The 23,869-nt window shown below is 45.1% G+C and carries 23 protein-coding genes; 17 read left to right on the top strand and 6 right to left on the bottom strand.

Going from position 1 to position 23,869, the window contains the following annotated elements:
- The first annotated feature begins 210 nt into the window (after positions 1-210).
- The 9 genes from Q0785_RS07135 to Q0785_RS07095 all read left to right on the top strand — a co-directional run bounded on the left by Q0785_RS07135 (position 211) and on the right by Q0785_RS07095 (position 12,499).
- Positions 211-1,287, top strand: coding sequence for an undecaprenyldiphospho-muramoylpentapeptide beta-N-acetylglucosaminyltransferase (locus Q0785_RS07135; RefSeq protein WP_298827680.1), 1,077 nt, complete (start codon positions 211-213; stop codon positions 1,285-1,287).
- 30 nt (positions 1,288-1,317) lie between these two features.
- Entirely contained in the window at positions 1,318-2,271 is a 954-nt protein-coding gene (dapF, locus tag Q0785_RS07130; RefSeq protein ID WP_298827677.1) for a diaminopimelate epimerase, read from the top strand.
- An 18-nt stretch (positions 2,272-2,289) separates the two neighbouring features.
- Positions 2,290-3,936 (top strand): diguanylate cyclase, encoded by a 1,647-nt coding sequence (locus Q0785_RS07125; protein WP_298827674.1) that lies wholly within the window; start codon positions 2,290-2,292, stop codon positions 3,934-3,936.
- Between the two features lie 246 nt (positions 3,937-4,182).
- A complete protein-coding gene (locus Q0785_RS07120) occupies positions 4,183-7,008 on the top strand; it encodes a 2-oxoglutarate dehydrogenase E1 component (protein WP_298827671.1) in 2,826 nt (941 codons plus the stop codon).
- Positions 7,009-7,032: 24 nt separating this feature from the next.
- Positions 7,033-8,304, top strand: a complete 1,272-nt coding sequence (gene odhB / locus Q0785_RS07115; protein ID WP_298827668.1) for a 2-oxoglutarate dehydrogenase complex dihydrolipoyllysine-residue succinyltransferase — start codon at positions 7,033-7,035, stop codon at positions 8,302-8,304.
- Between the two features lie 89 nt (positions 8,305-8,393).
- Complete coding sequence (locus Q0785_RS07110; RefSeq protein WP_298827666.1) at positions 8,394-8,984, top strand: DedA family protein; 591 nt, start codon at positions 8,394-8,396, stop codon at positions 8,982-8,984.
- Between the two features lie 507 nt (positions 8,985-9,491).
- The gene (locus Q0785_RS07105) at positions 9,492-9,689 is read left to right on the top strand and encodes a DUF6501 family protein (RefSeq protein ID WP_223632424.1); all 198 of its coding nucleotides are present in this window, start codon (positions 9,492-9,494) and stop codon (positions 9,687-9,689) included.
- Positions 9,690-9,778: 89 nt separating this feature from the next.
- The gene (locus Q0785_RS07100; protein WP_298827663.1) at positions 9,779-10,636 is read left to right on the top strand and encodes a MoxR family ATPase; all 858 of its coding nucleotides are present in this window, start codon (positions 9,779-9,781) and stop codon (positions 10,634-10,636) included.
- A 9-nt stretch (positions 10,637-10,645) separates the two neighbouring features.
- Positions 10,646-12,499, top strand: coding sequence for a VWA domain-containing protein (locus Q0785_RS07095; RefSeq protein ID WP_298827660.1), 1,854 nt, complete (start codon positions 10,646-10,648; stop codon positions 12,497-12,499).
- Between the two features lie 141 nt (positions 12,500-12,640).
- On the opposite strand, the gene Q0785_RS07090 is transcribed toward Q0785_RS07095, so the two are convergent.
- Entirely contained in the window at positions 12,641-13,822 is a 1,182-nt protein-coding gene (locus tag Q0785_RS07090) for a toxic anion resistance protein (RefSeq protein WP_298827657.1), read from the bottom strand.
- Positions 13,794-14,501: a 5-bromo-4-chloroindolyl phosphate hydrolysis family protein gene (locus tag Q0785_RS07085; protein ID WP_223632412.1), complete on the bottom strand. Its 708-nt coding sequence runs from the start codon at positions 14,499-14,501 to the stop codon at positions 13,794-13,796. The genes Q0785_RS07090 and Q0785_RS07085 overlap by 29 nt, the downstream gene beginning before the upstream one ends.
- A gap of 203 nt (positions 14,502-14,704) precedes the next feature.
- Here Q0785_RS07085 and Q0785_RS07080 point away from each other — a divergent pair, with 203 nt between their 5' ends.
- The 4 genes from Q0785_RS07080 to Q0785_RS07065 all read left to right on the top strand — a co-directional run bounded on the left by Q0785_RS07080 (position 14,705) and on the right by Q0785_RS07065 (position 16,353).
- Positions 14,705-15,001 carry a DUF1033 family protein gene (locus Q0785_RS07080; protein WP_298827653.1) on the top strand — a complete coding sequence of 99 codons (297 nt, stop codon included), beginning with the start codon at positions 14,705-14,707 and terminating at the stop codon, positions 14,999-15,001.
- 185 nt (positions 15,002-15,186) lie between these two features.
- Positions 15,187-15,387 (top strand): cold-shock protein, encoded by a 201-nt coding sequence (locus tag Q0785_RS07075; protein WP_008428384.1) that lies wholly within the window; start codon positions 15,187-15,189, stop codon positions 15,385-15,387.
- 228 nt (positions 15,388-15,615) lie between these two features.
- A complete protein-coding gene (locus tag Q0785_RS07070) occupies positions 15,616-15,822 on the top strand; it encodes a cold shock domain-containing protein (RefSeq protein WP_223632408.1) in 207 nt (68 codons plus the stop codon).
- Positions 15,823-15,876: 54 nt separating this feature from the next.
- A complete protein-coding gene (locus tag Q0785_RS07065) occupies positions 15,877-16,353 on the top strand; it encodes a DUF1232 domain-containing protein (RefSeq protein WP_298827626.1) in 477 nt (158 codons plus the stop codon).
- Positions 16,354-16,486: 133 nt separating this feature from the next.
- On the opposite strand, the gene Q0785_RS07060 is transcribed toward Q0785_RS07065, so the two are convergent.
- Positions 16,487-18,094, bottom strand: coding sequence for an ATP-binding cassette domain-containing protein (locus Q0785_RS07060; protein ID WP_223632405.1), 1,608 nt, complete (start codon positions 18,092-18,094; stop codon positions 16,487-16,489).
- A 107-nt stretch (positions 18,095-18,201) separates the two neighbouring features.
- Complete coding sequence (locus Q0785_RS07055) at positions 18,202-18,435, bottom strand: hypothetical protein (protein WP_298827623.1); 234 nt, start codon at positions 18,433-18,435, stop codon at positions 18,202-18,204.
- Between the two features lie 155 nt (positions 18,436-18,590).
- Between Q0785_RS07055 and Q0785_RS07050 the strand changes: the two genes are divergently transcribed.
- Positions 18,591-19,763, top strand: a complete 1,173-nt coding sequence (locus Q0785_RS07050; RefSeq protein WP_298827620.1) for an MFS transporter — start codon at positions 18,591-18,593, stop codon at positions 19,761-19,763.
- Here Q0785_RS07050 and Q0785_RS07045 read toward each other — a convergent pair whose 3' ends face one another.
- A complete protein-coding gene (locus Q0785_RS07045; protein ID WP_223632399.1) occupies positions 19,764-20,075 on the bottom strand; it encodes a hypothetical protein in 312 nt (103 codons plus the stop codon). It lies immediately after the preceding gene.
- Positions 20,076-20,157: 82 nt separating this feature from the next.
- Entirely contained in the window at positions 20,158-20,688 is a 531-nt protein-coding gene (gene msrA, locus Q0785_RS07040; RefSeq protein WP_298827615.1) for a peptide-methionine (S)-S-oxide reductase MsrA, read from the bottom strand.
- Positions 20,689-21,064: 376 nt separating this feature from the next.
- Between msrA and Q0785_RS07035 the strand changes: the two genes are divergently transcribed.
- The 3 genes from Q0785_RS07035 (at position 21,065) to Q0785_RS07025 (ending at position 23,742) form a co-directional block, all read left to right on the top strand.
- Positions 21,065-22,012 (top strand): LCP family protein, encoded by a 948-nt coding sequence (locus Q0785_RS07035; RefSeq protein ID WP_223632395.1) that lies wholly within the window; start codon positions 21,065-21,067, stop codon positions 22,010-22,012.
- 58 nt (positions 22,013-22,070) lie between these two features.
- On the top strand, positions 22,071-23,258 hold the full coding sequence (locus Q0785_RS07030; RefSeq protein WP_223632393.1) for an AI-2E family transporter: 1,188 nt from the start codon (positions 22,071-22,073) through the stop codon (positions 23,256-23,258).
- 64 nt (positions 23,259-23,322) lie between these two features.
- Complete coding sequence (locus Q0785_RS07025; RefSeq protein ID WP_223632391.1) at positions 23,323-23,742, top strand: sporulation protein; 420 nt, start codon at positions 23,323-23,325, stop codon at positions 23,740-23,742.
- Positions 23,743-23,869 lie beyond the last annotated feature (127 nt).

Genomic DNA, 23,869 nt, shown 5'->3' with positions numbered 1-23,869 from the left:
GTGGAGCAATAAGACGAGTGCTCTTCTCGGCTTATTGTGGGAACCTTGTCCATAGCGCCAAAGCGGTATATAAATGCCGCTTCTTTAGTTCAACTTATATAGTTAAAGTTACTCACTAACAATTTTACACATAAAATCCAGTATAGCATAGAACGGCTTGCTTAAAGCGGTCCGGCTATACCAAATTAATAGACGAGAGTAGGACGAGCAATGGAAAACAGAACAATTTTATTGACCGGAGGCGGAACAGCAGGACACGTCTCTTTAAATCAGGCATTGATTCCGGAACTGAAGAATTTAGGATTCCATGTGGAGTACATCGGTTCCAAAGACGGCATTGAAAACGAACTGATCCGTGAATCGTTTCCATCCGTTCCTTACCACGCCATTTCAAGCGGGAAATTGAGACGCTATTTTTCTACAAAAAATTTTTCGGATCCGTTCCGTGTAGGGGCTGGATTGATGCAGGCGATGAGTATCATCCGCAAAACCAAGCCTGTTGCGATTTTTTCGAAGGGTGGATTCGTATCTGTTCCGGTCGCAATGGCTGGACGCATGCTGTCAGTCCCGGTCATCATCCATGAATCGGATGTTACGCCTGGATTGGCGAACAAGATAGCGCTGCCTTTCGCTGACCACATCTTCACCGTCTTCAAAGAAACACTGGCACATGTGCCGAGTGAAAAGTCTACATGTACAGGTTCACTTATCCGCAGCGAGCTGTTGGAAGGCTCGACAGAAAAAGGGCAGGAAATCTGTCCATTCGATAATGAATTGCCGGTTCTGATGGTCATGGGCGGAAGCCAAGGTTCGGCTATGATCAACTCAGCCGTCCGCAATAATCTGGAACGCCTGCTGGAACAGTTCAATATCATCCATCTATGCGGCAAAGGCAACAGCATGCCGGAACTGGATGTCCATGTGAATTACCGGCAGTTTGAATACGTTACGCACGAATTGCCGCATTTATTGCATATGACGGATTTCGTGGTTTCACGGGCCGGGTCCAATTCCATATTCGAATTTTTAGCATTAAAAAAACCGATGCTGCTTGTCCCATTATCCATGCAAAAAAGCCGGGGCGATCAAATACTGAATGCGAATCTCTTCAAGAAACAGGGCTTTGCGCACGTGGTTGAAGAGGAAGAATTGACTGCAGACCGCTTTATAGAAGAAATGGACCGCTTGCAGGCCGGGAAAGACCAGTTGATCGAAACTATGACACAAGCCGAAGCGCCGATTACTGCTGCAAAAATGGCTAAATTGGTCTCAACCCATACAAAATAACTTCCAACTATATTAAAAGAGGTGACCGGAATGGAAATGACGTTGACAAAAGTCCATGGCTCTATGAATACCTTCTATATGCTGGAATCGGATGAACGGAATGATTTTGCTGAGATGGCGATTCAACTTTCGGCATTGGATAAGGACATTGACGGTATTCTAGTGATTTTGCCTTCATCTGTTGCACACGCGAAAATGAGGGTATTCAATAATGACGGATCAGAAGCATCCATGTGTGGAAATGGCCTACGCTGTGTGGCCCGGTATGTATGTGAACGCGACGGTGTACAGGAAGCGGTGATTGAAACCATGAGAGCTTCGCTGCGCGTCAAAAAAGAAGAGACGTTAAATGAAGGGGTCGAAACCTATGCTGTTGAAATATCCCCGGTTTCATTTTCGCTCAGCAGTTTGCCGATGAACTACGAGGGCCATGAGGAATGGATCCATGAACCCTTGCCATTCGTATCAAAAGAAATTCCGTTTTCAGCGGTCGCTGTTCCTAACCCGCACCTGATCGGCATTGTACCGGCAGACTTGCAGAAGGATACAAGCCATCAGCAGAAATGGGCGCAGTATTTCAATGGCGACAATGACTATTTTTCTGATGGGGTCAACGTCAGTTACGTGACGCCTGTGGAAGACGGCATATTTGTCCGGACCTATGAGCGTGGTGTAGGATTCACGAATGCGTGTGGAACTGCAATGACGGCTTCAGCATTGATCAGCTGCATGGCGGGACTGGTTCCTTATGGGGATGTTTCGGTCTACAATCCAGGAGGCATGGTGAAATGTTCAGTTTCCAAAGAAGGGGACGACATCCAACTTTTGCTTACCGGCAATGCGACCTATCTGTCAGTTGCTAAATTCGACTGGCCTCCGAATGGGACCGGCAGCAGAATCCTCTCTTCTGAACCACTGGATGAGCAGGCACACTATGCGCAGTTCAGTGAGCAAATATCAATACTTTCGAAACAATTCGTCTAATGGAAAGCGGTGAAATAGATGCCAATGCCATTTACCCTGGAACAGTTGGACCTCCTCTACAGAAATTCGAAAGACCCTGTCTATTTTATGGAGCAAAACGGTGACACCTTTGACTATGTCTACGTCAATCCGGTGTGTTTTGCTATATTCAAAAAAGAACTGCGTGGCACCACGTTGGAAGACAGCATGCCACCGGATTTGACCAGGGAAATCAAAAAGCAGTATCAGATTGCATTGAAAGCAGGAGAGAGGCACATTTACCGCGACTATAGCCTGTTTAGTGACCTGGATACAGCAATGGAAACCGAATTGACTCCGATTGAGTTTGAAGGGCAGAAATTTGTGCTGGCGATCACAAAAAATGTCGCAGCTCAAAAGAAGATTGAAGAGGATTATTTATTTTATGAGTCGCTGGTCCAAAACTCAGTGGATCCGATGATCATGATTTCTGCAGAATACATGATCATCGATTTGAATCCGGCTTATGAAAAAACGTTCGGCGTTGTAAAAGAAGAATGGGTGAATCGCTATTATAAGGATTTGCCCGATAAACAAAAAGAAGCGTTCAGAGCAGGGAAAAAATTGCTGGAAACATTCTCGCCTGGATCTAAAAGCACTTCCATGATTATGAAGCGCCGAAAGCATGATGGGACTGAGGCGAAGTTTTCAGTCAGCTACTCTCCCATCAATGAAAATGGCATTATCCGTGCATTTCATGTTGTGTTCAGGGAGTTGACCAGTGAACTGCTGTTGAAGAATGAGCTGAAAAAGACAGAGAATATTCTGGAGAGCTACAAGGATGCCCTTAATTACGCAGCACTTGTCGCAATCTGGAGTCTGTCTGGTACCATTGAATTCGTCAATGACAATTTCAATCAATTGACCGGTTATAAAGCTGAAGAGCTCATCGGCATCAATATTTCCAAGATAGGGAAAGCGGTCATTTCCACTGAAGAATATGAAAAGATTCGTGCTGTCGTTTGGAAAGGCTCCATTTGGCGTGGACAGATAAAAAGTTTAAAGAAAAATGGTGAAGTTTTCTGGGTGGATGCCACTATCATTCCTTTAATGGATATGGATGGCCGGATTTATCAAGTGTTGTCAATCCTATTCGATGTCACAGAACGAAAACAAATGGAAGAACAGCTCCATTTCATGGCTTACCACGACAGTTTGACGAATTTGCCCAACCGTCGTCTTATGGTCCAGCAATTTCAGCAGATGAAAGAGCAGGCAGAAGCAAAAGATGAAAATATTGTTTTGTTGTTCATCGACGGGGACGATTTTAAATCAATCAATGATCAATTTGGCCATGATGTCGGAGATGAGTTCATCTATCATTTCGGCCAGGCAATCAAAAAAAGTGTGCGCAAGCAAGATATGATTGCTAGAGTAGGCGGCGATGAATTCCTGGTGGCCTTATGCGGTATTGCTCCTGAAAAAAGTCAAGAGCAGGTGGAAAGCGTCATCAGCCGGATCAACCAAACGCTTGCCGACGGCTGGATAATCGGCGGTCATCATTTTACACCGACTTCATCTATGGGAATTTCTGTTTATCCCTTGCATGGAAATGATTTCGATGATTTGGTCAAAAAAGCAGACGCTGCGCTTTATTTAGCGAAAAGCAACGGCAAAGGCAGTTGCTGCATGTATTCATTCACTTAATGCAGCGCTTTATAAGGCTATATTACAGAAGTGGAGAGTGTGAAAGCGCTTAACAATTTCTTATGTGAATATTTTCACGAAAAGGCTTTGTTTTTCAACAGGGAAGTAGTAAGATTGATAGGGAATTTTAATCTTTTATCAACAAAACGCCTTCTGCTTTATGTCTAGTGGGATGCGTGATAAAATAGACGAGACATATAACAAATAAAGTGACTGCCGTCAAACAAATAGTTGGAGGTTTTTTTAATGTCTAGCAATTATCCAGATGCAAAATCCCCGTGGAGTTCCATTACAGGCCCTAACCTGGGATACATAATGGAGATGTATGACCTGTATCAAGAATCACCGGAATTGCTTGATCCAGAGTACGTCGAACTTTTCAAACAATACGGCCCGCCTGTTGAAACTTCCGCAAGCCAACAAGTTTCGACAAGCCAACAAGCTTCGACCGAAAAAGCTGTGGAACCGAACAATTTCGAAAAAGTACTGGCTGCTGTTCATTTGGCGGAAGCGATTCGCGCTCATGGCCATCTGGCATCGGATATCTATCCGTTGAAGGACCAACCAAAAGACAGTTCCCGTATTGAGCCTGCAAATGGCCTCAGCGAGCAGGATCTGAAGGAAGTACCTGTTTCATTGCTTCTGAATAATGCACCGAGCGATGTAACGAATGGCCTGGAAGCTATTAATTATTTGAAGTCCCTTTATACGGATAAAGTCGCTTTTGAATTTTCGCACGTAATCCAGCCACAGGAACGCAGCTGGCTGCAGGAGAAAATCGAAGCTGGTGCAGTCAAACCGACATTGGATCCGGACAAAAAGAAACAAGTTCTTGATCTGTTGACACGCGTAGAAGGCTTTGAAAAATTTGTACACCGTACATTTGTTGGACAAAAACGGTTTTCAATCGAAGGCGTCGATTCACTGGTTGTTCTAATGGACGAACTTGTTCGCTTATCCGAGTCTGCCGGAACACAGGATATCATGATCGGGATGGCGCATCGCGGTCGTTTAAATGTGCTTACACATATTTTGAACAAACCTTACGAGATGATGTTTGCCGGCTTCGCACATGTAGGGGACGAAGCTTTCCTACCGGAAGATGGTTCGCTTCAAATCACTAAAGGCTGGTTTGGTGATGTTAAATATCATATGGGCGCAGCTTTTAAATCAGAAAATGGGACAAGTGTAAAACTTGCCTATAATCCTTCCCACCTGGAAATCGTCAGCCCGATCGTTGCTGGACAGACACGTGCTGCCCAGGAACTCACCGATCAAACGGGTGTGGCAAAAATGGATCCGAAAAAATCATACGCGATTCTTGTACACGGGGATGCGGCATTCCCGGGTCAGGGCATCGTAACCGAAACCTTGAACTTCAGCCGTGTCAAAGGCTATCAGACGGGTGGATCAATCCACGTCATCGCCAACAACCTGATCGGCTTTACAACAGAACAGTTTGATTCAAGATCGACACATTATTCATCAGATCCTGCAAAAGGCTTTGAAGTGCCGGTTATCCACGTCAATGCCGATGAGCCTGAAGCGGTGGTTGCAGTCGCACGGCTGGCGTTTGAATACCGTGAAAAATTCGGAAAAGACATTTTGATCGATCTGATCGGCTATCGTCGATATGGCCATAATGAAATGGATGAGCCATTAGTGACGAATCCGACAATGTACCATGGCATCCATCAGCATGATACGGTTCGGGAACTTTATGGAAAACAATTGGCATCAGAACAAGTTCTATCGGAAGATGATGTTAAAAAACTTGATGCTGATATACAGAAAGAAATGCAGGAAGCTTATGACAGAGTCAAAGAAAACAAAACGGCGGACTTCCCGAAACTTGAAATTCCGGAAGCTGTCTTAAACGGTTATCCTGAAATTGCAACTGGTGTCGATAAAGAGGTTCTGACGAAGATGAACGCAGAGCTTTTGTCTTGGCCGAGTGATTTCTCTGCCTTCGGAAAACTGGCCCGAATTCTGAAGCGTCGTGAAGATCCGTTTAATGATAAAGGCAAGATTGATTGGGCACATGCTGAAACGCTGGCATTCGGTTCAATCCTGCAGGAAGGCAATCCAATTCGCTTGACTGGCCAGGATGCGCAGCGCGGAACATTTGCTCATCGCCATCTTGTCCTGCATGATGAAAAGAATGGCAATGAATTGGTGCCGCTGCATCATATTTCAGATGCCAAAGCATCGTTCGTCGTCTATAATAGCCCATTAAGTGAAGCATCTGTATTGGGCTTCGAGTATGGTTACAATGTTGAAAATGATAAAGCACTTGTTATCTGGGAAGCGCAATACGGCGATTTCGCCAATATGGCGCAGATGATGTTTGACCAGTTCATTTCTGCGGGACGCGCTAAATGGGGTCAAAAATCAGGCTTGGTCATGCTGTTGCCTCATGGTTATGAAGGACAGGGACCTGAGCATTCGAGTGCCCGTCTGGAACGCCATCTGCAGATGGCTGCTGAAAACAACTGGACAGTCGCAAATCTTTCCAGCGCAGCCAACTACTTCCACATTTTACGCCGTCAGGCTAAAATGCTTGGAGAAGAAGCAATTCGTCCATTGATCATCGTTTCGCCTAAATCATTGCTGCGCCATCCGTTGGTTGGTGCTGATGTAGCTGATTTGGCTGAAGGTCAATTCGAAACTGTCATTGAACAGCCGAATATGGGCAAAGAAGCGAAAAAAGTGAAACGTGTCCTTTTCGCAAGCGGCAAAATGGCAATTGATCTGGCAGAACGTGTGAAAGATGGCAAAGGCTATGAGTGGGCGCATATTGTCCGCGTAGAGCAGTTGTATCCTTTCCCGGCTGAGAAGATTCAGACAATCGTCGACCGTTATCCAAACGCTAAAGAATTGGCTTGGGTACAGGAAGAACCTCAGAACATGGGGTCATGGACATTTGCAGATCCGTACTTGCGTGAACTGTCAGATGGCAAAGAAGTGAAGTACTTCGGACGCAGTCAGCGCCAAAGCCCTGCAGAAGGTGATGGAGAAGCACATAAAGTGGAACAAGCGCGTATACTTGATGAAGCATTAGCTAAATTGTAAGGATAATCTAAGGAGGAATTTTTTGTGGCAGAGATCAAAGTACCAGAACTAGCAGAATCGATTACAGAAGGAACAATCGCTCAATGGCTTAAACAGCCCGGCGAAACAGTTGAAAAGGGTGAATTCATCGTTGAACTGGAAACAGATAAAGTCAACGTTGAAGTCATTTCCGAAGAAGCTGGAGTTGTTCAGGAACATTTAGCACAAGAAGGCGATACAGTTGAAGTCGGACAAGTTATCGCAATCGTGGGCGAAGGTTCTGGCGAAGCAGCAGCCCCTAAAGCTGAAGAAGCTCCACAAAAATCCGAAGAGCCTGCTAAAACAGAAGCTCCTGCTACTCAAGAGCCTGTAGCTGAAGATCCTGCAGCTGAAGAGCAATCTTCTTCTGACCGGACAATTGCAAGCCCTGCAGCACGTAAATTGGCACGCGAAAAAGGAATCGACCTGGCAGCTATTTCTCCAGTTGATCCAATGGGCCGTGTACGCGTCCAGGACGTTGAAGCTCACGGATCGAAACAGGCTGCAAGTGCCCCGGCTGCAAAAGCGGAAGCACCAAAAGCACAAAAAGCAGCAGCTCCTTCTTCTGATGAAGAAAATGGCCGCATTGTCCGCGAAAAAATGTCAAGACGCCGTCAAACGATTGCAAAACGTCTTTTGGAAGTAAGACAATCGACTGCAATGTTGACGACATTCAACGAAATCGACATGACGAATGTTATGGCTTTACGCAGCCGCAAAAAAGACCAATTCCTTAAAAATAATGATGTAAAACTTGGATTTATGTCGTTCTTCACAAAAGCTGTGACTGCAGCTTTGAAAAAATACCCATATGTCAACGCTGAATTGGATGGAACAGATGTCCTTCTAAAACAGTTCTATGATGTAGGTATTGCTGTTTCAACTGAAGAAGGACTTGTTGTACCGATCGTTCGCGACACGGACAAAAAGAACTTTGCAGAAATTGAAGCTTCTATCGGTGAACTTGCTACGAAAGCACGCGATAAGAAACTTTCAATTGCTGATATGACAGGCGGTTCATTCACGATCACTAATGGTGGCGTATTCGGTTCATTGATGTCTACACCAATTTTGAACGGTACACAGGTTGGTATCCTTGGAATGCACACGATCCAAAAACGTCCTGTTGCAATCGGAGACGAAGTTCAAATCCGTCCGATGATGTACGTGGCACTATCTTATGACCACCGCGTAATTGACGGAAGCGATTCTGTTGGTTTCTTGAAAATGGTTAAAGATATGATCGAGAATCCAGAAGATCTATTGCTGGAATCTTAATAATCAATCTACGCGATAGTCCTGCATTGCAGGACTATCTTTTTTTTGTCATCATTAAAGAAAGAACAGCCTAAAGGCGGTAGAAGTCCATGGATATCTCATTTTTCATTGAATTGGTTAAGGAATATGGTTATTTCAGCATGTTCGTATTTAATTGGCTGCTGCTTTTCGGTCTGCCGATCCCCAATGAAGTCGCTGCAGCCTTTTCAGGTGTATTGACGGAAATCAGCTATTTTAAGCCGGTGTATGCGTTTCTTTCAGCTTATTTAGGTCTGATCACCAGCAACACATTCGCTTATTTTATTGGACGCAGCCTCGGACATCGTCTGTTGAACCGATTGAACAGAACACGTCTGAAAGGGCCGATCAGCCGATTCAATGCCTTTCTGGAAAAACGTGGAGAATGGGCGATTGCTTTCAGCTTTTTCCTGCCTGGAATCCGTTGGGCAATGCCGTATGTTGTTGGAGCCAACCGCTTTCCGTTCATGCGCTACATGATGTTCGCCTATACGGCAGGGTTTGTCTGGATGTTCGTCTACTTTAATATCGGTCGGATGTTTCCCTACGCATACCAAACCATTCTTGAACATCTGCAGGGTTTTTTGATCTTGCTGTCGGTTCTTGTCATTTGTATCGCAGTGTTCCGTTACCTTTATAGTACAAAATTTGCGAAGAAGTGAGCGGGTTCTTAAGAATATAGGAAAGTTAATCGATCTGCATGCTCCGCATCTAGTGGGTCTGAAAGCAGATGTTTTGCAAAGTATTGAACACTATATAAGTTGAACTAATGATCTATTTTAGCCGATACTCCGCAAAACAGCTTCGCTTTCCAGCGGGCTCCCGCCCAATCCTCCTCGTCCGCTGCGCTCCCTGCGGTGTATCGGTCGAATCGCTAATCCGCAGGAGTCTTCGCTGTTTTGCTCCATCTCTAATAAAAACACATAGGCTTGCTTTGAGTTCACTACATCTCTTAGCGAAGAGCTTGTGCAGGAGCAATCGTCTTGCTCTACTTAAAGCATCCGAAGCGTAGGGTAAAAGCTAGTTTCTTTAGTTCAACTAATATAGCTTATTCAGTAAAAGATTTCGCAAATTATTCCCTATGAAATAGATTAAAGCAGAGTCAGTTTGAAATTGGCCTGCTTTTTCCTTATACTGAAGGTATAGGCAGATTGAAAAGGATGAGGACGATGATTCACAACGAATGGCTCCAGAGAGAAACAATCAAAACCGTGACCTGCAAGCATACGGATGCAGCCAAATTTTTGGTTTCCAATGTACTGACTGTGGGCAAGGAATACGAAGTGAAAAACGAAACGGAAGAATTCATTTTCGTAGTGGACAATACCGGTAAAATCGGTGGATTCTATAAAACTTATTTTGAATAATGTAGGGGAAGTTGGCTGTTAAAGCCTTAAAGAATGTCAAAAAGCCGATGGATTTACATCGGCTTTTTCTATGGAAAAGAGGAATCGGAATGTCATTGATTGAGCAGGATATCACCAAGCGTAAAAAACGGACACATGAAGATTACGATAAATTAATCGGAAAACCCGGCTATATTGCTCCCGATAGCCATCTCTGGCAGGACATTCTTTCTGCGGTGGTGCTGCGTAAGCCGGTATTGCTGAAAGGGCCGACGGGAGCAGGGAAGACCAAGCTGGCGGAAAGCGTTTCGGCACTGTTTGGACAGCCGATGCAAAGCATCAACTGTTCTGTTGATTTGGATGCGGAAGCCTTGTTGGGGTTTAAGACCTTGGTGCAGCGGGATGGGCAGAGTGTCATCGAGTTTGTCGAAGGCCCTGTTGTGACCGCCATGAAAAAAGGGCATTTTCTTTATATCGACGAAATCAATATGGCGAAAGCTGAAACCTTGCCGATTCTCCACAGTGCACTGGACCACCGGCGTATGATGACGAACCCGTTTACTGGGGAAGTGATTGAGGCGCATCCTGATTTCGGAGTGATTTCTGCAATCAATGAAGGCTATATCGGTACCGCTCCCATGAACGAAGCATTAAAAAATCGCTTTATTGCTTATCCGATCCCTTATTTGACGGGTCAGCAATTGGCTGAACTATGGGATCGCGAATTTCCGGCAGCGGATGGCGATCTTAAGGCATTTATGCTGAATTTGGCGGAAGACTTGATGAAGCAAGTGACAAACGGCTTATTGTCGGAAGAAGCTGCTTCAATTCGTAGCCTGCTGGATGCAACGGCTCTAGCAGAATATATGGATCCGCTGCGCGCGGTGCAATACGCCATTGCCGAGAAATTGGAAGATGAAAGTGAACGCGATCTGTTCATGGATCTGGCTCATACTTGGAAAAAGTAGGTGGGAATTATGGCATCAGTAAATCGGTTCATCCAATTCAATAACGAAACCATCGATACGAAGATGCTTCATCAAATGGAGCTGCTTGCCGGTGCATTGGCGGATGCGCCTTACTTGAAAGTGACTACTCGCAAATTGGTGGAGCTGCGGCCATCCGAATCCGCGATGTCCATCAGCGTCTTTTGGCGCCACCGCACCAAACGGATTGAGCGCAACGGCTATCTATCCGATATCTATTTGATGGCTGCGGGTTATTGGCGGGATTTCAATTTGGCTGCATGGCGCAAGTTCAAAAGGGAGGATACTGCTTTGCCGAGCCTTCGGGAACAATTGCTGTTATGCGCTGAGGAGTTCCGTCTTTCCGAAAAGATTAAAGCGGCACGTCCTGGTACGATTGCCGCTTTTGCTACGCGGGAAGCTGTTTATACGGAATATCACAAAGATCAATTCCAGCAAAACTTGAAAAAAGGCTTTAAAAGTGATCTGTTGATAAATGCAGCGTATTTAAGCTTGCGTGGCATCGAAGTGGATGTAGGAGATCGCTTCAATGCCTTGTCTTTCATTTGGACAGAATTATTCGATGCAAAAACGACGATGGATTCTGTAAAAGTGGTGGAAAGGATCATGGACCGGGCAGAATTTCTGCTCAGTTCGGATGCGCTGCACAGCTATTACACTTTTGGCGAAGCCGCTGACAAAGCACCGCCATTCCATTATCATGAAGGCATCGAAGCGGAAGAGGCGGAAGAGTCTGAAGAAATTGAGACCATTGAAGAATGGTTCCAGTCCTGGCATCGGGAAACCGAAGAAAGTGAAGCTCCAGCATTGGAGTTTGAGCTCGAACGCGGCGACTCCCAGCTAGCTGAAGGCGGCAGGGAAGAAGAAGGGGCAGGCGAGGTCCAACAGACGGCTAAAGGTGATTCAAGCGGAGAGCATCTGGAAGACAGCGATGCGGAGGACCGGCAGATGAAGAGCCAGCCGAAAAAAGCGGAAGGCCGATTCGGTTCAGCCAATGACCAGGTGGTGTATCACGAGACCAGATTGCGTGTAGAAGGCGACCATCGCCTCGAAATTGAGGGTTGGCGGAAAAAACAGGCGCCGTATGTACGTGCGTTGCTGAAAGAACTGAAAAAACGGATGACGCAGCGGCAGGAAGGTGTCCGCAGCAACTTGAATGCAGGGAGGCTGTCGAAAAAGCTGATGCCGCTGGTGATTGAGGAACGCCCCAAACCATTCTACCGAAAAACAGCGCCATCCAAAGAACTGGATGCGGTTTTCTGCCTGCTGATCGATGGTTCTGCCTCCATGCTAGACAAATTGGATGAAACGAAACAGGCTGTCCTGTTGTTCCACGATGTGCTGCGCGGCTTGAATGTGCCGCATGAAATTGTCCTATTTTATGAAGATGCATATGAAGCGAGTGATGCTGAACAGCCGAATTATTTCGAGTGGATGCATAAGTTCGAAGACCGCGGCAAAGACCATGCCCAGGAAATTGCGTCACTGGATGCGCATGAGGACAATCGCGATGGTTTCGCAATCCGTTGGATGAACAATCGCCTGAAGCACCGGACTGAGAAACACCGCTTTTTACTGGTCTTTTCCGACGGCGAGCCATCTGCCTACAATTACGCAGAAAACGGCGTGGTGGATACCGCAAACGCCGTAGCGGAAGCGAAAAAACAGGGCATCGAAGTGCTGCACCTGTTCTTGAGCAGCGACACTATTACTGAAGAGCAGGCGGCATTTTACCGGATGATGTACGGCAATAAATCCGTCAGTGCAGATTCCTTGGAGCAGTTTGTCGAACAGACTTTGCGGCTTTTGAAAAGAAGCCTGCATCTGGTGATTCAGGCCGGGTGATTTCCCGTTACTAGTTGATTCCTTTAAAAATTTATTTCCAGTATAAGGATTTACTGTCTGAAAAGCGTAAAATACTTTCCATACAAGTAAAACACATAAAAAATCCCCGGACGCTCACATGAGCTTCCGGGGATTTTGCTGTTATCCATTGTTGTCGTTGGTGCCATCGTGGATGGCGAGCAGGCGTTGTTTCAGGTCTTCTTCCATGCGGCCGATTTCAAGTTCAGCGGCTTTGCGGTTTCTGCGTCCTTCTGCCTGGATCTTAAGTGTTTCTTCAATCGTTTCGAGCAGATTTTCCTGCGTCTTCTTCAAAGTGTCGATTTCGACGATGCCGCGCTCATTTTCACGGGCGGTTTCAATCGAATTCATTTTCAGCATTTCCGAGTTTTTCAGAAGCAGGTCATTGGTGGTTGAGGTGACTTGCTTTTGTGCTTCTACGGCTTTCAGCTGCTTATTCAATGTCAAAGCGATGGCAATCTGATTTTTCCACAACGGAATCGAAGTCATGATGGATGACTGGATCTTCTCAGCCAACGTTTGGTTGGTCTGCTGGATCATACGGATCTGAGGTGCGCTTTGAATCGTGATTTGACGGGATAGCTGCAGATCGTATAGGCGCTTCTCCAGCCGGTCCACGTATTGGACCATATCGTTGACTTCCTGATAAACCATCTGGTCCTGTGAAGTCTCCGCTTTTTTGCGGAGTGCAGGGATCGTTTCGTTCATGATTTCGTCCCGTTTCAGTTCAGCTGCCGCAATATAGACATTCAATGCTTGGAAATAGGTTTTGTTCTGGTCGTAAAGTTGCTCGAGCATCTGAACATCATCCAACAACCCGCGTTTGGAATGATCCAGTTGGATGCTGATGCGGTCCACCTGTGTGCTGAGCTTCTGGTATTTGGTCATCATTTCCTGGACGGAGTATTTAGCTTTCGAGAACAGTTTGCGGATGCCCGATTTCTTACCTTGCGTCAATTCTTCGGGATTCAGCTCTTCCAGCTTTTTCATCAGATCATGAAGCACGTCACCGACAGGGCCGATATCTTTGCGCTGGACATGGTCGAGCATTTTGTGTGAAAACTGGCTCAACTGATTTTGGGCGTTTGCGCCGTAGGTCAGGATCGCTTCGTTATTGCCGACCGGAATCTGCTTGGCAAGTTCGCGCGCTTTGGCCTGCTCTTCTTTCGTTAAGCGATCCATCAAAGCGACTGGGCGGCCCTCCGCCTGTTCGGCAACAGCGTGTTCCTGTTTCTCCAATTGCACGCCAAAAGGCGATTCCAATAAATCATCCAATTCACTTCGAGTTGATGGTTTCTCTGTCATCTTCCACGTCTCCCTCATGTTCAGGTTCTGGCTGTACGAGTAATTTCTGGTTATTGTGCTGATCGACAGCCAATTTTGCATAATCCAATTCCATGCGCAGTTTTTCGACATCACTCGATAGAACGCGCTTCAAGTCCTGCTCCATCACTTTATTGAGTGACAGCAGCATTTCCCGGGTATCCTGCAAGGCAACACGCATTTCCTGATCTTTGACAGGCTGTCCGACCAGTAAGGTGTATTTTTCCGTCAACTCAATGGCTGAATCCAAATGGGAATAAAAGAAAGGTTCAGCCAAATAGAATTTTCTCGGATTTTGTTGAACTACGGTAATGATCTTATTCGCAATTTTTGTCATATCCATCAATTGTTTGAAAGATGAAATGGAACGAACTTTATAATAATTGCCTTGAAGCTGTTTGATTTTTTCTTTGCCTTCTTTTATCTGGTTACGTACGTTTTTGAATTCACTGCGGGTCATTCCAAGATTTTTGGAGTCAGATGAAATCTGAACCTGTTTTATGGTGCTGTTGCTGGCGATATAAGTTCCGGCTGCCACAGCTCCTGATGCGATCAATCCGATTTCTGCTCCTAAATACAGGACTGGGAACATCACTGTCATAAGAGGCAGACTAACGGATTGCCTTTTGATAAAATTTTCAATCGGCTTTAGGGGCTTCATGCAAAGGACCTCCTTCACTGCTACTTACTCTATACGTCCTTGGCACTGAAAAGTTTCATTTCAATGCTCTCTCTTCCTTATATTTTACGTGAAACCGCATGTCAATACAAACTTTCGAATCCTTTGGGAAACCGAGCTTAACTCTTTACAAGCTGGAATAGATTTGGCACAATGCTAAATAGGAAGAAATGAGGCTGGCTGCTATGCATGAAATCATCTATATGAGGGCTGATTATGAACCGTGGTGGATGTTCGATGACTGGCAGGACAAAGTAGTTTCGCGCCGGGAGTTTACTTCAGCCGAATCCGCCCGTGAATACTTGGGGGAACTAAAGGCGGATTTCAGCCACAGATTTGAAGAGCATGAAGAGCGGGATTCAGCCTTCAACAGCTACTGGAACCGGGAAGAAATGGAATATTGTGAAAAATGCGAAGAGGATTTACAGATATTTCATGGGCTGATTTGGCTAGTTGATGGGAAACCAAAGATAAGTTTTTAGATTTATTTGACTTTTGTAGTCAATTTGATATAATTATCTTAACAACATGAAATCTCCACCAATTACAGCTATTCACATATTTCCAAAAGTGATCAGCACGTGATGGTACTTTTGGAAATATGTGAATTTTTTTATTGGAAAAGATTCCATATTGAAAAATTTTTTTACCACAGGAGGTAATTATTATGCAAGAAGGAACAGTAAAATGGTTTAACTCAGAAAAAGGCTTTGGCTTCATCGAAGTTGAAGGCGGAGACGATGTATTCGTACACTTCTCAGCAATCCAAGGCGAAGGCTTTAAAACGCTTGACGAAGGACAACGTGTTGAATTCGAAGTAGAAGAAGGCAACCGTGGACCTCAAGCAACTAACGTAACTAAAGTCTAATAACCCAGGACCACTCTTTCGGGAGTGGTTCTTTTTTTTGTCAACAGATAGGTGGACGCCAGAATCATTTCGACATCTCCCATATGCCTTCTCTTAATTTCAGTCCGTATCTAAAAGAGCAGTGTGCTCAAAGGGAACGGCAGCCCAGAACGGACGCATGAGGTTTTTATTCAGTGCAGGATGGGTATAAATAGATGACTGGATAAAGAGAATACGGGAGGTTTTATCATGGAAGGTACAGTAAAATCGTTTGATGAAGATAAAGGGGTAGGCATGATTACAGGCGACAACGGGGAAGACTTCTTCTTTGAAGAAATCAACATAAATGTCGACGGCTTCCGGAAACTGAATCCGGGTCAGCCGGTGAAGTTCACCGTCTATGAAGGTGTTGCCGATAAAGCCCGTGTAGCGACAAATGTAACATTAGTATTCTAGAAATCGTCATGGATTCATCAGTTATTGAAAAGAAAGATCAAGGGGGAATAGCAGATGGACAATGAATACCTAAAAAAACCGATGCCGAGTGAAGAAAAACAAAATGATTTCTATCAGAAATTGCGGACTAAAGTTCAAAAGTGGGTGGACAGCAAACCGGGAGTGGTTGGAACCGTTAGCGGCTATGTATTGTTCGCGCCCGATCTATTCCATCTTTTGACCAGAATGATGCTGGACAGCCGGATTGATGCGAAAAGCAAAGCAGCGGTCGGTGCCGGAATCATGTATTTTATCGCGCCGATCGATTTCCTGCCTGAAATTCTGGTAGGTCCAGGTGGATTCCTCGACGATGTCGTCGTGGCGGTATTCGTCATCAATACGGTTTTAAACAAATTCCCGAAAGAAGTCATCACAGAGCATTGGGCTGGGGACGATGATTTATTGGACCTTGTGAAGAAAGTATCCAATTCAGGGAATAAATACGTTTCCAAATTGCCTGCAGGCCGATTGGTGAAACGTTTTACAAAATAAAACAGTAGTAGAAAACCCGGGGATCTGCGCAGATCCACGGGTTTTCTATGTTCTTTTGGAAGAGTAGGCATACGAAAAAGCAGCAGATGGACTCAGGAAATCGAGTGCATCTGCTGCTTGGATACTAATCTTTTTAGTTGGTGATACCTTGTGTATCTTTCCACTCCAGGTATTCATCGTAAGTCAATTGCTTATCGAGGATCGTTCCGTCTTCACGGATTTCAATCACGCGGTTTGCAACCGTCTGGATAAACTGATGGTCATGGGAAGTGAAGACCATAGCGCCTTTGAAGGCGATCATGCCGTTGTTCAAGGCTTGGATCGATTCAAGGTCCAAGTGGTTGGTAGGCTCATCCAAAAGGAGGACGTTTGCGTGTGACAGCATCATTTTGGAAAGCATGCAACGTACTTTCTCGCCACCGGATAATACAGAAGGTTTCTTTTTCACTTCTTCGCCGGAGAATAGCATTCTGCCAAGGAATCCGCGAAGGAATGTTTCGCTTTCGTCTTCCGGTGAGTACTGGCGCAGCCAATCCACTAATGACAATTCACTACCTTCGAAGTAAATGGTATTGTCGATCGGCAAGTAAGCACGTGAAGTAGTGACTCCCCAGCGGGCCGAACCGGATTCCGGTTGGTCTTCTTCAGCTAGAATGCGCAGAAGAGCTGACTTTGCAAGTGGATCACCGATCAGGACGATTTTATCGTCTTTGTTTAGGTTGAAGCTGATATTGTTCAATAATTTCTTGCCATCAACGGTTTGGCTGACATCTCTTACTGTCAACACATCGTTGCCGATTTCGCGGCCGATGGTAAAATTGACGAATGGATATTTACGGGAAGAAGGACGGATATCATCCAACTCGATTTTATCAAGCATTTTCTTCCGTGAAGTCGCTTGCTTCGATTTGGAAGCATTGGCGGAGAAGCGGGCGATAAAGGCCTGAAGCTCTTTAATCTTTTCTTCTTTTTTCGAGTTCTGATCTGATGCCAAACGGGTAGCCAATTGGCTTGATTCGTACCAGAAGTCGTAGTTTCCGACATAAAGTTGAATTTTACCGAAGTCAAGGTCAGCGATATGCGTACATACTTTGTTCAGGAAGTGGCGGTCATGCGATACGACGATGACGGTGTTGTCAAAGTTGATCAGGAATTCTTCCAGCCATTGGATTGCTTTCAAGTCCAAGTGGTTGGTAGGCTCATCCAGCAATAGAACATCAGGTTTACCGAATAAAGCTTGTGCCAAAAGCACTTTCACTTTATCGGAACCGGAAAGTTCAGCCATCTTCTTATCGTGCTGGTCTTCAGTAATGCCAAGACCCTGTAAAAGGATGGCTGCTTCAGATTCAGCTTCCCAGCCGTTCAATTCAGCGAATTCGCCTTCAAGTTCAGCAGCACGCATGCCGTCTTCATCAGAGAAATCCTCTTTCATATAGATGGCGTTCTTCTCGGACATGACCTCATATAATTTCTTGTGGCCCATAATAACAGTCTCAAGAACAGCATATTCTTCGTATTCAAAATGGTTTTGCTTCAGTACAGCCAGGCGTTCACCTGATCCCATATAGACATTTCCGGATTGTGCTTCAAGTTCACCCGAAAGAATTTTGATGAACGTCGATTTGCCGGCACCATTGGCACCGATCAATCCGTAGCAATTGCCGGGGTTAAATTGAATATTGACGTCTTCGAATAGTTTGCGGTCACCAAAGCGAAGACTTACATCATTTGCAGCTATCATTTATACGTACCTCCTAAATTTCACAATAAGAAGAGTATACCACGAAATCCACGGAAATCGATAGCATTCGCCCGTGGTCTCGGATAAACTAAAAATATAAGTTGTTTTTACCTTGTTTTCCGTTCAACATAGGCTTCCAACATGCCAAGTTCCTTATTCAGCAAATACTCCATCTGTACATACTCGCGACGGCCGGGAATGTGTTCGGGCGTCAGGCCTTTCATCGAATAGATAAAGTAATAACCGCCGATTTGGCGAAACAGTACAACAACATGGGGGAATTCATCGAAAATCGCTTTTATATTGTAGCGTTTCGCGTAACTCCAATTCACGAGTTTCATCGACAACCCGCCTTTCACACCTCTATTTTAAATGATTGGGGGGTGAGTCACAAGTTTGGTGTTGTGTACCGAGAAGTTCGGCAGGATCATTTATAATGAGTGATTAATAAAACTATGAATTCATATTCTTACTATTGTTATCAGGAGGAAAAAACGTGGCTGAACAGCAAAAGAAATCGACGATTAGCTTGATGGTACTGGCGATTTTGTTTGTCGCCTTGAACCTGCGTCCGGCCATTTCGTCCATCGGCCCGATGCTTGAGCCGATTCGCGCAGATTTGGATTTAAGCAATAGTGAGGTCAGTCTCTTAACGGCTGTTCCTGTTTTTTGCATGGGGCTTTTTGCGCCTTTGGCGGTTCTGTTCGGCCGGAAATTCGGATTGAAGCGCTCGATAGCCATGTTGCTTGTGGCAATCGGCCTGTTTACATTAATCAGAGGTTTTGTACCGACTTATCCGGTTCTGCTTGCGAGTGCCTTTTTCATCGGGTTGGCCATCGCAATCATCAGTCCTCTTCTGTCGGCGATGATCAAGCGTGATTTTCCGATGCGCACTGCAGCATTGATCGGTGTCTATTCGTTTGGGATGGGGTTAGGGGCGACTTTGTCAGCTGGTTTGACAGGAGTTTTTTACACCGTAGCGGACTGGCCGCTGGCGATTGCCAGTTGGAGTCTATTGTCTGTAGTGGCCATCATCATCTGGGTGCGTGTCAAACAGCCGGCTGAAGTGAAAGTTGAGGAAACAGCCATTGACGGTATTGCGCTAGTATCGCCGTGGAAAAATAAGCGGGCCTGGTACATGCTGCTGTTTTTCGGCTTCCAGTCTGCATTTTTCTTTTCGATGCTGACCTGGCTTGCACCGATTGCGATTGAAAAAGGCATGACCGTTTTGGCGGCTGGAGGGGTGTTGACTCTGATGACGGCGGTTCAAATTGTGGGGAATATCAGTATTCCGTTGATGTTCAATAAGTTTCCAAGCCGCTTGGCCTGGGTATTGATTGTATTGGCCTTTGGCACGGTGGGAATCTTCCTGCTGATGTTCGGCAATGTCGAGGCAATTTGGATAGCGGCCGCTTGTATCGGTGTGGCACTGGGTGGGCTTTTCCCCATTGCTTTATTGATGCCACTCGATGAAACGACTTCTGCCGACGAAGCCAATAGCTGGACAGCGATGACGCAGTCAGGCGGCTATATCATCTCGGCCTTCATGCCATTGACAATCGGCATCATCTACGATGCAACGGGCAATCACGATATCACGTTGCTGCTGTTTTTAGCCTTTATTGTGCTGATGGTTATTTTTTCGCTGCTGCTCAATAAAAAGGGGTAGCTATTCTTTTGGCTCCGGCAGGAAAAATGCTTTAATGACATGCGGCTGGAGCACCACCATCCACGAAAGGTAAAGCGAGATTAAAGGAAAGATGATGCACCACGAGGAAATCATGGTGAAAGAAAGCTCAGAGCTTGGATAAAAAGACGTGAAATACCAAAAATTATAACTCAAAGTTAAGATCATCGTTGAGACGGGTCCGACATAAACTCTTTTGGTGAGTAGAGCGAGCAGCAGACCGATTCCGATGACAATCATCGGAACAATCACCAATTGCATTACAATAGGATCTACAGATTCTATAAGTTTCAATCGAGTGCCTCCCTAAATCGGAAATGGGTAGTTCAATTGTTCGAATAATCTGTTTATAATGCAGGGTAAAAAAGCTGACGCATCAAGCGTCAACTTTTTCCCAGGCATTAGATAGGAATACATCCCGGCCGGATTCTGCCCGGTCTTTTTTATAATGTTCGGCATTTTTCTTATAAAAATCCTGGTGGTAATCCTCTGCTTTGTAGAAAGCAACAGCGTCCCGGATTTCCGTCACGACGGGTTTATCGAAACGTCCGCTGGCATCTAATTCCTGCTTGGATTTTTCTGCTATCGCACGTTGGTGTTCGTTATGGACGAAAATCGACGCCCGATAAGAAGGGCCTCTGTCTTGAAATTGACCTTCATCGTCTGTAGGATCAATTTGCTGCCAAAAGATATCCAGCAATTGTTCGTATGGAAAAACATCAGGCTGGAATGTAATTTCTACAACTTCCAAATGGCCGGTGGTTCCGGATTTCACTTGTTCGTAGGTAGGGTTTTCTATATGTCCGCCACTGTAACCTGAAACAACCTGCTCAATGCCGTCAAACTGATCAAACGGTTTGACCATGCACCAAAAGCAGCCTCCTGCAAATGTCGCTTTTTCTGTCATGATTATGGCTCCTCTCCCGGTGATGCTATATGGTTTACTTGGCAGATGAGAACTTTCGCTTTTATATCTCGGTAGTTAATAGGAAGAAAAAGTTATTTTAGGCCGCCATCTGATAGTAGGTAAGAAAAATCTTACCACTCGATCGCTTTTCCGACAATTAAAATGTTCTGTAGACAGCGAAACTTTTATAGCGGCGCGTCTGCACAGTTCGAGCAACTCTTTTTCTTTTGTTCGCATGCTTTTAAATCATTCCATCATAAAAGGGAGAAAAAGCCCATTATTATGGTTTAGCTCGTTAATTTAAAAGGAATCCCGAAACTTATTGCACAGGTGAGCGTCATATTGACGTAAAAGTTTAGAAAGGAGTGTATTGATCATGGAAGAAGAATTACAACCCCTCAAAAGAAAAAGACGCAGAAAAAGAAGATTACGGCTGCGCGGCATCGTCTTCCTGCTCCTGATTGCACTCATCGCAGTGGGTGTTTATGCATTCCTGCAATTTAAAAGTGGTGAAAGTCTCGCTGATGGCATAGAGCAAGAACCTGTTACATTCGATGGAGACGCAGCAAACGGAGATTATGAAAACATCCTGGTGCTTGGTGTCGATTCGCGTGGAGAAGAGCAATCCCGTACAGATACGATGATGCTCGTCACACATGATAAAGTGAACGACGAAATTAAATTGACTTCATTCATGCGGGATATTTATGCCGATATTCCCGGTTATCAATCCTATAAATTAAATACGGCATACTATTTAGGCGGAGTGGACCTGCTGGCAGATACGCTTCGGAACATGTTTGGGGTGGAGATTCATCATTATGCTTTGATTGACTTCACAAGTTTTGAAAGCCTGGTTGATATTGCTGCACCAAATGGCGTAGAAATTGATGTCGAGAAAGCAATGTCTGAAAAGATTGGGGTCTCTTTGACGCCAGGCGTTCAAAAACTCAACGGTAAAGAGCTTCTAGGCTATGCTCGGTTCCGTTCTGATAATGAAGGAGACTTTGGCCGGGTGCGCCGACAGCAGCAAGTGATTGCGTCTATGAAAGATGAACTGGTCAGCATTTCTTCTATTCCGAAGTTCCCGAAATTGGCAGGTGCATTGCAAGGCTATGTCCAAACCGATATGCCATTGACGGACCAAGTAAAACTGGCCACCGAATTGGCAACCGGCGGAGGCGGGGAAGTGGACCGTTTGACTCTTCCAGTTGAAGACAGCTATAGCTATGGGAACTACGCTCATGCGGGGTCGGTTCTTGATATTGATGTGGAGCAAAATAAGCAAGCATTAAGTGAATATTTGTCACAACCCCTAGACTAAATCATTAGTGATTATGATAATATGAAGGTAGATAGTCTATTCAGAAAAGGGGAAGCTTATGCAGCCAGAGGACAAGCCATCATTTTTTGCGACCAATTACATTCGGTTTTTAGGTGGCAGAAATACGTTATTCACCCTTATATCCTTGTTATTGCTTGGATTGGTGGTATTTATCTTTAAGGAAGTTTCATTTCTCTTTCATCCTGTTAGTGTTTTTATGAAAACAGTGGTTTTACCGATAGTGCTGGCATTGATTTTCTTCTATTTATTGCGGCCGATATTGCGCATGCTGGAGAGTTTCAAAATCCCGCGCATCTGGGGGATTATCATCATCTTCCTCGGTGTGGTAGGGCTGATTACACTGTTGATTGTATTGGTATTCCCATTTTTGCGCTCACAGTTTCAAACACTGATTGAAGAGTTTCCGGAGTATTTCATGCAATTGCTGACGGATGTCGATGCGTTTTTGCGGACATCGTTTATTGGTAACTATTACAGTGAATCCGATTTCACGATTGACACTTTGCTTGCAACCTTGCCCGCCAATATTGCTGATACGCTGCAAAACACTGTAACAAGCGTTATTACAGGTGTTACCGGGTTGATTTCGACGATTACCGGTGTTATTTTATCGGTGGTCATCGTTCCGTTCATCCTGTTTTATCTATTGAAAGACGGTGAGAAATTGCCGGAGTATTTCCTGAAGCTTTTGCCGCCAAGATTCCGCGAAGATACGCGTGAAGTGTTCACTGAAGCGGATCGGCAGTTGGGTGCCTATATACAGGGACAGCTGATTGTGGCATTTTGCATCGGCGTCATGGTCTATATCGGATTCCTGATCATCGGTATGGATTATGCGCTATTGCTGGGGGTTTTAGCGATGGTGACGAGCATTGTTCCTTATATCGGTCCTGCCATCGCCATCACACCAGCAGCGATTATCGCGCTCGTCACTTCTCCATTCATGCTGGTTAAGCTGGCAATTGTCTGGACGGTTGTGCAATTGGTGGAAGGCAACTTGATATCGCCGCAGGTCATGGGAAAAACCTTGTTCATCCACCCGGTGACGATCATTTTCGTACTTTTGACGGCAGGATCATTGTTCGGCATTGTCGGGGTCATTCTGGGTATCCCGATGTATGCATTGCTTCGGGTGCTGATTTCTCATTTTTATAAGCTATTCAAACGACGCTACAACAGACACGAGACCAATTTGGAAAACCAATACGATTACACAGAACTCTAAGATTGTTTTAAAAGAACAAACTTGTGGTATACAAGGACTAACAAAAGTTGGGGGTTTCGAGGTTATGAAGTTCAAGGATTTTTTATCATCAATAGGCATCGGTTCATTGAAAGTGAATACGGTGGTTGAAAGGCCACATCTCGAAGAAGGCGAAACGTTGAACGGTACGATTTACCTAGATGGTGGAGATGGAGAACAAACTATTGATTTCATCGAGTTGAATGTCGTGAGGCTTGTCGAAGATACGCGCGATGACAGCGATTTTGATTTTTATGAAACCGTCATTGCCAAACAATCGATGGAGTTTGCAGGATCCGTCAAATCAAAAGATACGGTCATGCAGCAGTTTGAAATCGTTCCCGACGAGCGTTGGGTACTGGAACATCCGAAAGCCAAATTGATCTTGCGGACGATTGTCCACGTGAAAAATGGGGTCAATGCAAGAGACGAAGATGAAATCACATATGGAACACTGGAGAGCTGAATTTCAGCTCTCTTTTTTTGCATTTTTACGCCATAGACATTTAGATACAAGGGGCGGTTGGGTTTCGAATAGAGGGAGTAGAAAGGTCGTCTTAATGATATTGATAATCATTATCAGTTATGTTAAG

It is taken from the genome of uncultured Planococcus sp. (assembly GCF_947501725.1).
In the GTDB taxonomy this organism is placed as follows: domain Bacteria; phylum Bacillota; class Bacilli; order Bacillales_A; family Planococcaceae; genus Planococcus; species Planococcus donghaensis_C.
This window is presented reverse-complemented; position numbering and strand designations above follow the sequence as displayed.

Coding starts and splice junctions, on each gene's coding strand:
- Q0785_RS07095 (WP_298827660.1), top strand. CDS start 10,646: ATGGCATCAGTAAATCGGTTCATCCAATTCAATAACGAAACCATCGAT.
- Q0785_RS07070 (WP_223632408.1), top strand. CDS start 15,616: ATGGAAGGTACAGTAAAATCGTTTGATGAAGATAAAGGGGTAGGCATG.
- Q0785_RS07125 (WP_298827674.1), top strand. CDS start 2,290: ATGCCAATGCCATTTACCCTGGAACAGTTGGACCTCCTCTACAGAAAT.
- Q0785_RS07025 (WP_223632391.1), top strand. CDS start 23,323: ATGAAGTTCAAGGATTTTTTATCATCAATAGGCATCGGTTCATTGAAA.
- Q0785_RS07055 (WP_298827623.1), bottom strand. CDS start 18,435: ATGAAACTCGTGAATTGGAGTTACGCGAAACGCTACAATATAAAAGCG.
- dapF (WP_298827677.1), top strand. CDS start 1,318: ATGGAAATGACGTTGACAAAAGTCCATGGCTCTATGAATACCTTCTAT.
- Q0785_RS07080 (WP_298827653.1), top strand. CDS start 14,705: ATGCATGAAATCATCTATATGAGGGCTGATTATGAACCGTGGTGGATG.
- Q0785_RS07135 (WP_298827680.1), top strand. CDS start 211: ATGGAAAACAGAACAATTTTATTGACCGGAGGCGGAACAGCAGGACAC.
- Q0785_RS07110 (WP_298827666.1), top strand. CDS start 8,394: ATGGATATCTCATTTTTCATTGAATTGGTTAAGGAATATGGTTATTTC.
- Q0785_RS07035 (WP_223632395.1), top strand. CDS start 21,065: ATGGAAGAAGAATTACAACCCCTCAAAAGAAAAAGACGCAGAAAAAGA.
- Q0785_RS07120 (WP_298827671.1), top strand. CDS start 4,183: ATGTCTAGCAATTATCCAGATGCAAAATCCCCGTGGAGTTCCATTACA.
- Q0785_RS07075 (WP_008428384.1), top strand. CDS start 15,187: ATGCAAGAAGGAACAGTAAAATGGTTTAACTCAGAAAAAGGCTTTGGC.
- Q0785_RS07030 (WP_223632393.1), top strand. CDS start 22,071: ATGCAGCCAGAGGACAAGCCATCATTTTTTGCGACCAATTACATTCGG.
- msrA (WP_298827615.1), bottom strand. CDS start 20,688: ATGACAGAAAAAGCGACATTTGCAGGAGGCTGCTTTTGGTGCATGGTC.
- Q0785_RS07100 (WP_298827663.1), top strand. CDS start 9,779: ATGTCATTGATTGAGCAGGATATCACCAAGCGTAAAAAACGGACACAT.
- Q0785_RS07105 (WP_223632424.1), top strand. CDS start 9,492: ATGATTCACAACGAATGGCTCCAGAGAGAAACAATCAAAACCGTGACC.
- Q0785_RS07085 (WP_223632412.1), bottom strand. CDS start 14,501: ATGAAGCCCCTAAAGCCGATTGAAAATTTTATCAAAAGGCAATCCGTT.
- Q0785_RS07065 (WP_298827626.1), top strand. CDS start 15,877: ATGGACAATGAATACCTAAAAAAACCGATGCCGAGTGAAGAAAAACAA.
- Q0785_RS07090 (WP_298827657.1), bottom strand. CDS start 13,822: ATGACAGAGAAACCATCAACTCGAAGTGAATTGGATGATTTATTGGAA.
- Q0785_RS07060 (WP_223632405.1), bottom strand. CDS start 18,094: ATGATAGCTGCAAATGATGTAAGTCTTCGCTTTGGTGACCGCAAACTA.